Origin of the sequence: Amorphoplanes friuliensis DSM 7358, assembly GCF_000494755.1 — a bacterium.
Lineage (GTDB): Bacteria > Actinomycetota > Actinomycetes > Mycobacteriales > Micromonosporaceae > Actinoplanes > Actinoplanes friuliensis.
In genome coordinates this window covers 5,315,175-5,327,482 of record NC_022657.1, presented here as the reverse complement: position 1 = coordinate 5,327,482, position 12,308 = coordinate 5,315,175, and the positions used below count along the sequence as shown (strand labels likewise).

General features: G+C 69.4%; 14 protein-coding genes. 7 read left to right on the top strand and 7 right to left on the bottom strand.

Annotated features, from left to right (window positions below; genetic code table 11):
• Window positions 1-3: 3 nt before the first annotated feature.
• Window positions 4-1,017, top strand: coding sequence for a DUF4037 domain-containing protein (locus AFR_RS24805; RefSeq protein ID WP_023363788.1), 1,014 nt, complete (start codon window positions 4-6; stop codon window positions 1,015-1,017).
• Here the strand turns inward: AFR_RS24805 and AFR_RS24800 are convergent.
• A complete protein-coding gene (locus AFR_RS24800; protein WP_041841100.1) occupies window positions 983-1,699 on the bottom strand; it encodes an SDR family NAD(P)-dependent oxidoreductase in 717 nt (238 codons plus the stop codon). The genes AFR_RS24805 and AFR_RS24800 overlap by 35 nt on opposite strands.
• Before the next feature lie 617 nt (window positions 1,700-2,316).
• On the opposite strand from AFR_RS24800, the gene AFR_RS24795 reads away from it, so the two are divergent.
• On the top strand, window positions 2,317-3,033 hold the full coding sequence (locus AFR_RS24795; RefSeq protein ID WP_023363786.1) for a PH domain-containing protein: 717 nt from the start codon (window positions 2,317-2,319) through the stop codon (window positions 3,031-3,033).
• Between the two features lie 485 nt (window positions 3,034-3,518).
• Complete coding sequence (locus AFR_RS24790; protein WP_023363785.1) at window positions 3,519-4,487, top strand: aldo/keto reductase; 969 nt, start codon at window positions 3,519-3,521, stop codon at window positions 4,485-4,487.
• Between the two features lie 4 nt (window positions 4,488-4,491).
• Here the strand turns inward: AFR_RS24790 and AFR_RS24785 are convergent, their stop codons facing one another.
• The gene (locus tag AFR_RS24785; RefSeq protein ID WP_023363784.1) at window positions 4,492-5,097 is read right to left on the bottom strand and encodes a YdeI/OmpD-associated family protein; all 606 of its coding nucleotides are present in this window, start codon (window positions 5,095-5,097) and stop codon (window positions 4,492-4,494) included.
• A 24-nt stretch (window positions 5,098-5,121) separates the two neighbouring features.
• Window positions 5,122-5,571: a YybH family protein gene (locus AFR_RS24780; protein ID WP_023363783.1), complete on the bottom strand. Its 450-nt coding sequence runs from the start codon at window positions 5,569-5,571 to the stop codon at window positions 5,122-5,124.
• Window positions 5,572-5,673: 102 nt separating this feature from the next.
• Between AFR_RS24780 and AFR_RS24775 the strand changes: the two genes are divergently transcribed.
• From AFR_RS24775 to AFR_RS24760, 4 genes are all read left to right on the top strand, one after another.
• Window positions 5,674-6,324 carry a TetR/AcrR family transcriptional regulator gene (locus AFR_RS24775; protein WP_023363782.1) on the top strand — a complete coding sequence of 217 codons (651 nt, stop codon included), beginning with the start codon at window positions 5,674-5,676 and terminating at the stop codon, window positions 6,322-6,324.
• A 12-nt stretch (window positions 6,325-6,336) separates the two neighbouring features.
• Window positions 6,337-7,218, top strand: coding sequence for a CPBP family intramembrane glutamic endopeptidase (locus AFR_RS43885; RefSeq protein WP_023363781.1), 882 nt, complete (start codon window positions 6,337-6,339; stop codon window positions 7,216-7,218).
• A gap of 71 nt (window positions 7,219-7,289) precedes the next feature.
• On the top strand, window positions 7,290-7,808 hold the full coding sequence (locus AFR_RS24765; protein ID WP_023363780.1) for an RNA polymerase sigma factor: 519 nt from the start codon (window positions 7,290-7,292) through the stop codon (window positions 7,806-7,808).
• Window positions 7,805-8,269 (top strand): hypothetical protein, encoded by a 465-nt coding sequence (locus AFR_RS24760; protein ID WP_023363779.1) that lies wholly within the window; start codon window positions 7,805-7,807, stop codon window positions 8,267-8,269. The genes AFR_RS24765 and AFR_RS24760 overlap by 4 nt, the downstream gene beginning before the upstream one ends.
• 3 nt (window positions 8,270-8,272) lie before the next feature.
• Here AFR_RS24760 and AFR_RS24755 read toward each other — a convergent pair whose 3' ends face one another.
• The 4 genes from AFR_RS24755 to AFR_RS24740 form a co-directional block, all read right to left on the bottom strand.
• Window positions 8,273-8,722 (bottom strand): DUF4262 domain-containing protein, encoded by a 450-nt coding sequence (locus tag AFR_RS24755; protein WP_274519428.1) that lies wholly within the window; start codon window positions 8,720-8,722, stop codon window positions 8,273-8,275.
• 188 nt (window positions 8,723-8,910) lie between these two features.
• Window positions 8,911-10,407, bottom strand: coding sequence for a tannase/feruloyl esterase family alpha/beta hydrolase (locus AFR_RS24750; protein ID WP_023363777.1), 1,497 nt, complete (start codon window positions 10,405-10,407; stop codon window positions 8,911-8,913).
• 60 nt (window positions 10,408-10,467) lie between these two features.
• Window positions 10,468-11,142, bottom strand: a complete 675-nt coding sequence (locus tag AFR_RS24745) for a response regulator (RefSeq protein WP_041841099.1) — start codon at window positions 11,140-11,142, stop codon at window positions 10,468-10,470.
• The gene (locus AFR_RS24740) at window positions 11,139-12,236 is read right to left on the bottom strand and encodes a sensor histidine kinase (protein ID WP_023363775.1); all 1,098 of its coding nucleotides are present in this window, start codon (window positions 12,234-12,236) and stop codon (window positions 11,139-11,141) included. Before AFR_RS24740 ends, AFR_RS24745 begins: the two co-directional genes overlap by 4 nt.
• Window positions 12,237-12,308 lie beyond the last annotated feature (72 nt).

Genomic DNA, 12,308 nt, shown 5'->3' with positions numbered 1-12,308 from the left:
GCCGTGCACGGGATCGCGCTGTCCCGGCGCCTCTACGAGGAGGCCGTCCGCCCGTCGCTGGGCGGACGGCCGCACGCGGCTGCCCTGCTCGGTGCCGGCTCGGAGGTCCTGGGCTTCGACGACGAGGTCTCAACCGACCACGACTTCGACCCCCGGGTCCAGATCTTCCTGCCCCGCGGCGTCGACCCGCCGGCCCCGGCACCCCCGGGCGCCGAGTTCACCTCGGTCCGCGCCTTCTTCGGCGAGCGCCTCGGCTTCGACCCGGCCGCGGGCATGCGACCCGCGGACTGGCTGCTCACACCGACCCAGGTCCTCGCCACCCTCACCGCCGGCGCCGTCTTCCACGACCCCGTCGGTGAGGTCGCCCGCTACCAGTCCCTGCTCCGCTGGTACCCGGACGACGTGTGGCGGTACGCCCTGGCCGCGAGCTGGCTCAAGGTCGCGCAGGAGGAAGCTTTCCCCGAGCGTACCGGCGGGGTCGGCGACGACCTGGGCTCCCGGCTCGTGACAGCCCGCCTCACCCGCGAACTCGTCAGACTCGCTTTCCTGATCGAACGCCGCTGGGCGCCGTACACGAAGTGGCTCGGCAGTGCTTTTGCCCGTCTGGACCTGGCCGCGCCGGTCGGTCCGCTCCTGACCGCCGCGCTGTCGGCGCCCGGCTGGCGGGAGCGGGAGGACGCGCTGGTCCGGGCGGCGAGCCTGCTCGCGGCCGCGACCAACGACCTGAACCTCGCCGAGCCGATCGACCCGTCACCGCGCCAGTACTACACCCGCGACGTGCGCGTGATCGGTGCGGACCGCTTGGTCGTGGCCCTGACAACGGCGATCACCGACCCGGACCTGCGCGCCCTGCTGGACCGTCTCGGCGGTCGCCGCGACGGCCCCATCGGCCGCCTCCCCGGCACGATCGACCAGGCCGTCGACTCCACCGACATCCTCGGCGACCCACCCCGCTGCCACGCGGCGGCGCCGATGCTCGGCCTCACCGCAGATTCAGCCCGCCATCCAGCACAATGACCTCTCCCGTCACGTAGTCGTGGTCGATCAGCATCGCAATCAGATCAGCCACATCCTGCGGCTTCGCCGCCCGCCGCATCGGACTCACGGTCTTCCACAGCTCCTGCGCCGCCGTCCAGTCTTTCGTCAGCGGCGTATCGACGAGCCCGGGCGCAACAGCATTGACCCGCACCTCCGGCCCGAGCGCCGCGGCGAGCAGCTTGGTGACGTGGTTGAGGGCTGCTTTGCTCGCGGCGTACGCGATCGAACCGCCCTTCGGTCGCACGCCGGCATGGCTGGTCACATTGACGATGCAACCGCTTGTTTCCTTCAGTGCTGGGAGTGCAGCGGTGCAGAGCAGCCAGGGCGCGATGAGGTTGACATCGAGCAGCCGCCGCCAATCCGCGGCGGTCAGGCCCTCAAGGTCGTCGTGCGGGACGGGCCAACTGATGCCGGCGTTGTTGACGAGCACGTCGAGCCGGCCGTGTGTATCCAGCACTTCTGGCACGAGGCCGGCGGCTGCGTCGTCGTCGGCGAGATCCGCTTGGTGGTAGGACCCGCCGAGCTCCTCGGCCAGCCTGATCCCGGCCTCACGACTCACCCGCGAATGAACAGCAACCTTCATGCCGTCCGCAGCGAGGCGGCGCGCTGTGGCCGCCCCGATCCCCGACACCGACCCTGTCACCAACGCAACCCTCTGCACCCCGCCACCCTAGAAGCCGCGGATCGCTCTGGCGCCGATCAACGAACTTCTAATCCGTCGGTCGCAGGTCCAAATCCTGCGGGGCGCGTCAGCTCAGAGCCTTGATCCCGGATCATGAGCCCCATGTCTCCTGCTTCGGTTCCCGTTGCGTGCCCGAAGGCCGTTGCGTGCCGAGCTTGTCGAGGTGCTTCGCAACCTGGGCGTCCCACTCGTCAATCGGACGGGCGTAGTGCCTAATCGTCACGCTCGCATTGGCCTGCTTGAGCCGACGCGCAGCAGTCACGCCGTGCGAGTCGGCCACCCAGCTCGTGTGCGTCGCCCATGAATCGTGTGGAGTGAGGTCCTCCAGGCCCGCAACGGCGACAGCCCGGAGAGCTGGTGCGGCGGCTACGTACGCGCCGACGCCTAGCGGTGACACAGCTTCCGAATGGTCTCGCAGCCCAAACTGGGTAGCTACAACGGTCCTATCAAATCGCGAGCAGGGAGTGCCATCGACGCACGGTTAGGAATGAGGCAGCGCTGGACAGCGATCATCCACTTAAGCTGCGAAACCCAGGATGCCTCGGCTGAGGTTGCCACTCGTTGCGCTCATTCTGCACTCGCCCTAAGTACGCATGATGGATGACTTCCTCCAGGTTGGCCTCGGATCCTACCGCCTTCGCCTGTATCCTCAAGATCGCCAATGTTGGGAGGACTTCGTCATTCTGGGCGACACCTTCCTGATCACGCTCCCGGAGGTTCACAACATGGCAGATACGCCACTACGCCCCGATATCGCTGCCGCTAAGGCTCAAATGCCTTCCTCGCTCGGGACGGGCAGGGAGGTAAAGAACTTGGAAGGTTACCTCTGGGAGGGCGAGACGGTCGAGCGGATGGTTGGAGGTCAATACGGCAAGGGAACCGGTCTGCTCGTGGTGACGGACCGACGACTGCTGTTCGTCGTCCACGGCATGATGTCGCAGCAGTCCGAGGACTTCCCGATCGAACGCATTTCGTCGATCCAGTGGTCGGCGGGGATGGTGCTGGGCGCGATCACCATCTTCGCCTCAGGCAACAAAGCCGAAATCAAGAATGTGGAAAAGAATGCGGGCAAGGCACTCGTCGACATGGTCCGGGACCGGGTGAACAGCAAAGGCGCATTTTCCGCCGGGCCGATTGCCGCTCCGCCCGCACCTGCTCCTACCTCAGCGCCGGCTGCTCCGGCTGCTTCGTCGGCGACCGAGAAGGAAGACATCATTGACCGAATCCGTCGGCTGGGTGAGCTCCATGCCTCGGGAATCCTTACCGACGAGGAGTTCACATCAAAGAAGACGGATCTTCTTGGGCGGTTGTAGGCGACGGTTAAATTCGGCGACCCCTCGCGTGTGAGTTCTAGGCGCGCCGTCAGCGCTCGTCTGTCCGTGGTAATGAGATCTCGGGTGGTCGCGTCTAAGCCGGCCTCCGCTGGTCTCATCGTTCGGCCAGTTGTGCTGGCGCACTCTCTACTCACGGTTGAGAGCCCACCGTCTCTCACCCCGACGTGAGAAGACTTACGACAGCACGGCGCCCAGAAGGACGCCTGCGAGAGCGATCAGAGGGCCGAGGACGCTCACGGTTCGCCTCCACGGGTGGGTGACCAGGACTCTCCATCAACGCTGGTTGGCTCCTGGAGAGATAGCCAGGGTTTTGTCGGAGGCTGGTCCTTGGGGCGGCGCCGCAGCACACAACCGGCACCATGCGAAGCGGCCGGTCTGAGACGGTCAATGACAGGATCGGCCGTCGCGGTGTGATGCAGGGCACGCTTGATCTGGAGTGCGCTCCAGGTGCCAGGGTCGGCGTCATGACTGAAGCGACGCTGTCTCCGCTCGTGCTCGGGGCGATGATGTTCGGCACCACCATCGACGAGGACACCTCTTTCGCGTTGCTCGACCGGTTCGTCGAGCGGGGCGGTGTCTGGATCGATACCGCTGACTGTTACTCGTTCTGGGCGAGCAAGACCGGTCGCGGAGGTGACAGCGAACGGGTGCTCGGCCGGTGGCTCGCGGCGCGGCCCGGGGTTCGTGACCGGGTACGGATCGCCACCAAGCTCGGTGCCGAGCCGCTCGAACCGGGTTCGTGGCCTGACCGTCGTGAAGGGTTGTCCCCGGAAGCGGTGCGGGCGGCGTTTGCCGGCAGTCTCGACCGGCTCGGCATCGACCGGGTGGATCTCCTGTGGCTGCATCAGGAGGACCGTTCGGTGCCCATCGAGGACACCGTCGAGGCGCTCGCCGCGTTGCCCGCGGACCGGATCGGCGTCTCCAACCATCCGGCCTGGCTGGTCGAACGTGGACGTGCACACGCCCGGGCGATCGGGGTGCAGCCGTTCCACGCGTTGCAGCTCAATGCCACCTACCTGCGCCCGCGGCCGGGAACGCTTCCTCCCGGTGTCTCGCATCGGTTCGGTGTGCTCAGTGACGAACAGGCCGACTACGCCACCGAGCACGGGATGGAGCTGTGGGCGTACACACCGCTGCTGTCCGGCGCGTACGACAATCCGGCCAAGGACATCGCCGAGGTGTACGACCACCCGGGGAACGCGGCCAGGCTCGCGGTCCTGGACGTGGTGGTTTCCGAGGTCGGGGCGACACGGGGTCAGGTCGTCCTCGCCTGGCTTCTGAGCCGTGGCATCACACCGATGCTCGGCGGCAGCAAGCTCGACCAGCTCGACAGTGCATTCGACGGTGTGGCGCTGCAGTTGAGCGCCGATCAGCTGGAGAGGCTGGACACGCCGGACCGGTCCGCATGGGCCGCCCCGTACGCACAACGCTGACTGATCACGGCAAGGTCGGTGGCTTGGCCTTCTGGGGGTAGAACGTCTCGTGGCGGGCGAGCATGGCGACGAACTCGCCGATCTTCCGTTCGCGGGTCTCTGCCCGTTTGACGGCGTTGACGCGGTGGATCAGCGCGAACTTGTTGGTCTTGGTGAGGACGTCCAGCATGGCCTGGGCGGCCGGGACGGCGGCGATGGCGGCGAGGAGGTCGGCCGGCACTTCGGCTTCGGACGGCGGGGCGTAGGCCGCCGCCCACCTCCCGTCGGCCTTCGCTGCTTCGACGACGGCGCGGCCCGAGGGATGCATGCGGCCCTGTTCTTCCAGCCGGGCCACGTGGGACACGTTGCGTTGTGACCACGAGCTGCGGGCCCGGCGCGGGGTGAAGCGGATCCAGGAGATGTCCTGGTTCCCTTTGCGGCCCTGCCCGTCGATCCAGCCGAAGCACAGGCCCTCGTCGACCGCGTGCTGCCAGGTCACCGTGGTGACCAGGCCGCCCTTTCTGGTCAGGGCCAGCCACACGCCGGGCGACGTGGCGTGGTTGTCCGACAGCCATGCACGCAGCGCCTCGGCGTCCGCGACGATCAACTCATCCAGCTCGGCGGCCCCCATGACAGCAGGCTAACCGACGCGACTTCAGCGGGTCTTCTCCCACAGGGGCAGGCGGAAGGTCGCGTAGGTGAACTTGCCGGTGATCCGCCCCTCGGTGTCGAAGTGGAAGACGTCGAGACCGTGCCACTGCATGCGGCCGTTGTAGCGGAGCCGGGCGAACCACCGCACCGGTGGGAAGGCGCGCCGGCCGCGGGCACCCGTGAGGTCCAGGCGGCAGGCCCACCGGATCGTCGCCCGGCGCCGGGTTTCGTCGATCACCTGGTCGTACACGTCGAAGGTCATCGTGCCGTAGCGGCCGGCGAACTGGGGGGCGAACTCCGCGCGGATGGCTGCGAGGCCGTGCAGTTCGGGGCCATGGCCGGGCAGGTACCGGGCGTCCTCGGCGAAGAAGGACATGACCCGGTCGAGGTCGGGCTCGGGCTCGTTGAAGGCAGCTACGAACGCGTCGATGGTCTGGCTGAGGTCGGTGCTCATGCGCCTGCTTCCGGGGTGAGGGGAGACCGAGGCTATAAGAACACCGTTCCTTTAACAAGGGAACGCCGTTCTCTTAAGTGGCGGACTAGGGTGAGGCCTGTCATGGAAGCGTCGTTCCAGCGGGCCAGGCGCCCGGAACAGAAGGACCAGCGGCGCGAGGAGATCCTCGCCACCGCCGGTCGGCTGGCGCTGGACGCCGGCGTGGCCCGGGTCAGCCTGGGCGACATCGCCGCCGCGGTCGGCCTGGCCAAGTCCAACATCCTGCGTTATTTCGGTACGCGCGAAGAGATCTACCTCCAGCTGACGATGCGGGAGGGCAACGACTGGGCAGCCGCCGCGGTCGCAGGCCTGCACGGGGCGAGTGGCTTCTCCGCGACGGCGACCGCGCTGGCGGACGCGTACGCCGACCGGCCGCTCTACTGCGACCTGACCACCCACGCCGAGACGATGCTGGAACACAACGTCTCCGTCGCGGCCCTGCGCGTCTACAAGCTGTGGGCCATCGACACCTACTTCACCGTCGGCCGGCAGATCACCACGGCGTGCCCGCAACTGACCGACACCGACGGCGCGTCCCTGGTCATGGCAGCCAGCGCGTTCGTCGCCAAGCTGTTCCCCCTGACCCGCCCCCCGGAAGCGCTGCGTCAGCTCTACGACCAGGAGCCGGACATCGCCCGGGTCTTCCCGCCGCTGCGGCCGACGCTCCAACGCATGATCGCCGCCACCGCGGCCGGCCTGCCCACCACGCACTGACATCCTTGACCGATGTCAGTCATCCGAGGCACGAACGGCAAGGTACCGGCGGGCTGGAAGGTCGCGGGGTTCCTGGCCCTGTGCGGCGCCTCCGTGACGCTCGCGGCTGTCCTGGTCGGCATGTTCGCCCCGCCCTGGGCGTCACAGGACGGTCAGGCCTGGCCGGTTGTCGCGCTGGCCGCCCTGTTCATCCTCGGCAGCACGCGCCTGTGCCTGCGCCTGGAGGGCCGGCGGTCGGTCTCCTTCCGGCCCCGGTTCACCCAGCTGGCCGTCGGCCTGGCCGGTGGTGTCGCCCTCGTCGGTCTGCTCGCCTGGGGACTGATGCTCGCCGGTGTCCTGTACTGGCAGCCCAATCGTGGCTTCAGCGCTTCCCTGATGCTCGGCGGCACCGCGTACTTCTGCTGTGCCGTACTGGTCGAGGAACTGGCCTTTCGCGGCTATGCCCTGCAGCGACTGGCCGAAGGCGTCGGACCGCGTGCCGCCGTCGCCCTGCTCGCCGCCGCGTTCGGCGGCTACCACCTGCTCAGCCTGGGCACCAACCCGTCGGTCAAGACCGGCGGCGCCGACCTGCTCTGGACCGCGGCCGGCCCGGCGATCGGCGCGGTCGTCTTCGGCGTTGCCGCTCTGAGGACCGGCGGCATCGCCCTGCCGCTGGGCCTGCACCTCGGCTGGAACTGGACCCAGTGGCACTTCTTCACCTTCCCGGCCGACGACAACCCCGTCGGCCTGTGGAACCCCCTGGTCATGCCCTGGTACACCGAACACCCGGCCGCGTTCCGCATCGGGTACGCCGTGGCCATGACCCTCGCTCTGCTCTTGGTCCTGTTCACCACGCGCCGCTCCGGTGCCCGGCCGCTCTTCCCCGCCGGCCCGTCCGCGGTCGCCCTGCCCTGAGCGGGGATGTGCGCCCCCTCGGAATGAACCTGGCGAGTCCTCACGCCGACTGAACAGGCGAAGGAGGACCGATGAGCGACGAGTTGCTGGTGGTCCGCTGCCAGCTGGGTGAACGGGAAGCCTTCACCGAGCTGGTCCAGGGCTGGCACCCGAAGGTCGAACGGTACGTCGGACGGATGCTCGGCGCCCCCGACGATGACGTGGTGCAGGAGATCTGGCTGGCCGTGGTGAAAGGACTGCCAAGGCTGCGCCACCCGGACCGGTTCGCGCCGTGGTTCTTCACCGTCGCACGCCGGGCGGTGATGAACAGGCTGCGCGAGGCATACACGCGCCCGGAGCCTGAACCGATCGACGACGTCCAGGGCGACGACGCGGCGGAAGGTGTTGTCCACCGGGAGACGCTCGCCGTTGCTCTGGCAGCAATCCCGGCCCGGGAACGGGAAGTGCTCCTGCTGTTCTATCTGGAGGACCTGCCCCTGGAAGCGTGCGCGCAGATCTGCGCGGTCCCCGTCGGCACGGTCAAGTCACGGCTCAATCGGGCCCGCAGATTGTTACGCCAAGAACTGGTCCGGAAGGGATACGAGGCATGACTCCCGAGGAAGTGCTGTCCCGGCTCGAGGCGCCGTTGTCCCTGCGCAAGCGGATCGCCTACCTGACCGTGGCCCTCGCCGGTCTCACCGCGAGCGCCCTGATCGGCCTGCTCTGGGCAACGGAGCCGGACTTGCCGCTCCGCACCGAGGTCGCCTTCGCGGTCCTGGTGACGATCGGCTTGTGCTGGGCGGCGTTCGGCGGGTGGGCCGTGACCCGGCGGACCCCGCTGTTCGCCCGGGACCGGGTGATCGCCGCCTGGCTCGGCGCCGGCGCCTGGCTGACCCTCACCATCGGCGCCTCGGCCATCACCATCCTGCGGCACGAGTTCGAACCGGCCGTGGCCGGCATCGTGCTCACCCTGGGCGTCCTGGCCGCCGTCAACCTTCGAGCGGCCCGCCGCGCACGAGCGGCACTGACACGTCGCAAGACCGAACTGAGCCCGTCCGCCGGCGAGCGGTGACTGTCAGAACAATTCCTGCGGACAACGACCGTGGTCGTAGTCCGGCCGATCGGGAAACCGGCCCGCGGCGTCCGGCCACATGACCTGGATGCCGAGCACGGGGCCTGGAGGACCATGGGGACGCTCGAAATAGCCGTGCGCTTGCTGATTGAACATCTGCATGTCGTCAACGGCTCGGGCCTGGAGTTTCACCAGCCGTGAAGCCTCTGTCACGGCCCCGTTCGTGAATGTCTTCTCCGGCTTCAACCTCTCGGCTATCTCTTGACCCGGCCGGAACGGGGTTCTGGCATGCAATGACGCCAGGGCTCGCAGCAGCGCCATCGTATGCCAGATCTCCGAGTATCCACTGATGCACAGTTCCGGCAGGCCGGCGTCGGCCATCCCGATCGTGAACCCGTAGCGGGGTGCTGCACTTCCAGGATTTCGGCAGTCCCTCCGCGCACAACCAGCCACTTCGTTCTATCGCTTCGTGGAGCCTCGAGTGGTAGCCGGCTCGTCGATCGGCGCCGTCCGTGTTGTCGTTCATCACTCGACATCAGGGGCGACTGCACCGCCACGTCGGGCCTCGGCCGGCCCCAGCGGGTGGCGGCGAGGTCGGGTCGCAGGCGGGTCGGCTTCGGGATTTCCATTGTGCGCCGGTGTCAGTACCGGCCGACGTAGCGGTATCCGCTGTTCAGGCTGCCCGGCGCCGCAGCCACCGGCGCCAGGGCGTCGTGCGGGGAGACCTCGAGGTAGCGGATCAGGGTCTCCAGGTCGGGCGCGATGGTCGGCACCCCCACGACGTCCGGGGCGTCGCCGCCCTCGACCCAGGTCATGAGTGGGGTCAGGAATTCGGGGGCGCCGATCTCAGTCGGCGGGTCCGCGGGGCCGAACAGGCAGTGGTAGCCCGCCGGGACCAGGTAGAGGCGGGAGAACGACTGCGAGGCCTTGAATCCGCCGGCCCGCCGCTCGACCGCGCGGTAGTAGTCGATCGTGGACCAGGGTGGGATCGAGGCGTCGGCCCAGCCGTGCCAGAGGATGATTTTGCCGCCGTGGGCGCGGAACGCCGACAGGTCGGGGTTGTTGGCGTTGTAGATGGCGTCGCCGACGACGGACAGGCGGTCGAACGCGGCCTTGGTGAACTTGACGTCGCCGAGGTCGAAAGACGCCGGCGGGTTGTGCGGGTAGGCGAGGTAGCGCAGGTAGTTCAGTGCGATGTCGCCCGCCGCCGGGCCGAGGAACCAGGTCCAGGACAGTTCCGAGCCGTACGGGACACCGCCGTTGTAGAGGCTGCGGCCCTGGCTGTCCGTCGGGCCGCGGTAGAACGCCGTGACGGCTGCTACCTGCGTACCGGTGAGGCAGGTGGGTTTGTCCTGGCCCGGCGGGCAGCGCAAGGAGGACGGCTGGAAGGCGCACTGCCGGGGGTCGGTGATGGCATCGCCGCAGGCGCGGGCGACGGCCGAGTGCAGTGCGGGGAGTTTGCTGACAGGGAGGATCGGCCGCCCGCCGGGACCGGTGTTCTTGACGACCAGCCACGGGTTGAGCAGGCCGGAGAGCGCCGACAGGTTGTTCGCGGGCGCGCCGGCGAGGATGCCGTCGAAGTCGGCCGGGTACCGCTGGGCGAGGTTGAGGGCCTGGCGGCCGCCGGTCGAGCAGCCGGTGAAGTAGCGGTGCGACGGGCCGCGGCCGTAGTAGCTCGTCATCACCGCCGTGGCGACGTTGCGGAGCTTGTGCTCGGAGGTGAGGCCGAACTCGATGCGTTTGCGCGGGTCGTAGCCCCAGGTCGCCGGGCCGTCGCCCTGGTGGCCGGTGTCGGAGGCGGCCAGGACGAGTTTGCCGTTGATGGCGTCCTCGCACTGGAAGCCGCCGACGGGCACGTCCAGGGCGGGGACCTCGCCGCAGAGGCCGCTGCAGCCGTGCTGGACGTACTGGCCGGTCCAGCCCGACGGTGGCAGTTTGATCGTGAAGCTCGTACCGGGGGAGAAGTGACCCTCGACCTGGCAGAACTCGTTCGTGCGGGTGAGGGCCAGGGCGGCCGACGTGATCCGCACACCCGGCAGGTCCATCCGCGACAGGGCGGCGCAGCCGGTGACAGGAGCGCTGGGCGCCGGTGCGGGCACAGGGACGGCGATCAGGGCTGCGAGCAGCAGTTTTATCATGGCACTGACGCTATTCAGTGGACGGTGACCGGCGAATCGGTCCGGGGGAGGGTCGGTGACTCATCCCCCGGGCGGAGCGGTGCCGGGCCGCACCAACCCCGTCTCGTACGCCAGGACGGCCGCCTGCACCCGGTCGCGCAGTCCCAGCTTGAACAGGATCGCCGAGAGGTGCGTCTTCACCGTGGCCCGGCTCAGGGTGAGCCGTTCGGCGATCTCGTCGTTGGACAGGGCCCGCGCGACGAGCTTGAGCACCTCGATCTCCCGGGTGCTCAGCGGCTCCAGGCTCGGTGGCGGGGACCCGCCGGGGAGTTCGGGTGCGAAGCGGTCCAGCAGCCGCCGGGTGACCGTCGGGGCCAGCAGCGCCTCGCCGGCGGCCACCACCCGGATGGCGGCGGCGAGGTCGTCCGGCCGGGTGTCCTTGAGCAGGAAGCCGCTGGCTCCGGCGCGCAGGGCCGCGAAGACGGGCTCGTCGAGGTCGAAGGTGGTCAGCATGATGATCCGGGCCGGGTGCCCGGTGGCGGCGAGCTGACGGGCGGCCTCGATGCCGTCCATCCGCGGCATCCGGACGTCCATCAGGATCACGTCCGGGTGGAGCTGCCCGGCCAGCGCGACCGCCTGCACGCCGTCGCCGGCTTCGCCGACCACCTCGAGGTCGTCACGGCTGTCGATGATCATCGAGAAGCCGGCCCGGACCAGCTCCTGGTCGTCGGCGATGAGCACCCTGATCGGGCTCATGCGGCGGCTGCCACGGGCAGGTCGGCGCGCACCCGGAAGCCGCCGTCGGGCAGCGGCCCGGCGTCGAGCGTGCCGCCGAGCAGGCGCGCGCGTTCGCGCATGCCGAGGATGCCGCGCCGCCCGGAGCCGTCGACCCGCCCGGCCGCCCGCGCCGGTCCGTCGTCATGAATCTCCACGCGGACAGTGTCGTCCGCACAGTGGACCGTCACCCGCGCCCGGGTCGCCTGACTGTGCCGCAGGGTGTTGGTCAGAGACTCCTGCACGATCCTGTACGCGGAGAGGTCGACCGCCGCCGGCAGCTCCCGCAGCGTGGTCCGCAGCTCGACCCGCAGGCCCGTGGCACCCAGCGAGGCGGCCAGGGCGTCGAGCTGGCCCAGCCCGGGCTGCGGGCCGGGAGGATCCGCGCCGTCCTCACCCGCGCTCATCGTCTGCAGCAGCACCCGCAGCTCGGCCAGGGTCGAGCGGGCCGCCGTGCCGATCGTGCCGAGCGCCTTGCGGGCCTGGTCGGGCCGCCGGTCGAAGACGTCCTCGGCCGCGGCGGCCTGCACGACGATCACCGAGACCGTGTGGGCGAGCACGTCGTGCAGCTCGCGGGCGATCCGGGTGCGTTCCTGGGCCACGATGCGCCGCCGCTCGTCCTCGCGGCGCAGCTTGCGGGTGCGGCCCAGCTCGCCGAGTGACCAGCCGAGCGCGGGCCCGGCCGCCTCGAGCAGCACGATGCTCCAGTCGCCGCCGGCCAGCTTGGCCGGTGTCGCGGCGACCAGCAGGGCGAGCACCCACAGCGATCGTCGCGGCCCGCGGATCATGGCGTAGCAGGCGAGCAGGGCCGGTGACTGGCCCAGCCAGCCGACCCCGGGTGCGAGCAGCTCGAGGCCGATGCCCGCCGCGATGCCGACGGCCAGCGCCGCCTCGGGCGCACGCCGCATGACGCCGACCGTGCCGGCCTGCACGACCGCGCAGGCCAGGGCGAGGGCCAGCTCGACGGGCCCGTTCGGCCCGCCCGGCGTGACCAGCACCAGCAGCACCAGGAACACGAGGACACCGCCGGCGACGAGGACGTCGGCGGTCTGTTCACGGCCACGAGGAAGGTGCACGCTGCGATCGTAGGCAGCGCTCGGCGGCTGGTCATCGGCCCGGGGAACGACCTCCGGCTCATCCCTGAGAAG

What these genes read in the sequence shown, in the direction of transcription:
- AFR_RS24795 (WP_023363786.1), top strand. Translation starts at nt 2,317, where the DNA reads ATGGATGACTTCCTCCAGGTTGGCCTCGGATCCTACCGCCTTCGCCTG.
- AFR_RS24790 (WP_023363785.1), top strand. Translation starts at nt 3,519, where the DNA reads ATGACTGAAGCGACGCTGTCTCCGCTCGTGCTCGGGGCGATGATGTTC.
- AFR_RS24785 (WP_023363784.1), bottom strand. Translation starts at nt 5,097, where the DNA reads ATGGGGGCCGCCGAGCTGGATGAGTTGATCGTCGCGGACGCCGAGGCG.
- AFR_RS24780 (WP_023363783.1), bottom strand. Translation starts at nt 5,571, where the DNA reads ATGAGCACCGACCTCAGCCAGACCATCGACGCGTTCGTAGCTGCCTTC.
- AFR_RS24775 (WP_023363782.1), top strand. Translation starts at nt 5,674, where the DNA reads ATGGAAGCGTCGTTCCAGCGGGCCAGGCGCCCGGAACAGAAGGACCAG.
- AFR_RS43885 (WP_023363781.1), top strand. Translation starts at nt 6,337, where the DNA reads ATGTCAGTCATCCGAGGCACGAACGGCAAGGTACCGGCGGGCTGGAAG.
- AFR_RS24765 (WP_023363780.1), top strand. Translation starts at nt 7,290, where the DNA reads ATGAGCGACGAGTTGCTGGTGGTCCGCTGCCAGCTGGGTGAACGGGAA.
- AFR_RS24760 (WP_023363779.1), top strand. Translation starts at nt 7,805, where the DNA reads ATGACTCCCGAGGAAGTGCTGTCCCGGCTCGAGGCGCCGTTGTCCCTG.
- AFR_RS24750 (WP_023363777.1), bottom strand. Translation starts at nt 10,407, where the DNA reads ATGATAAAACTGCTGCTCGCAGCCCTGATCGCCGTCCCTGTGCCCGCA.
- AFR_RS24745 (WP_041841099.1), bottom strand. Translation starts at nt 11,142, where the DNA reads ATGAGCCCGATCAGGGTGCTCATCGCCGACGACCAGGAGCTGGTCCGG.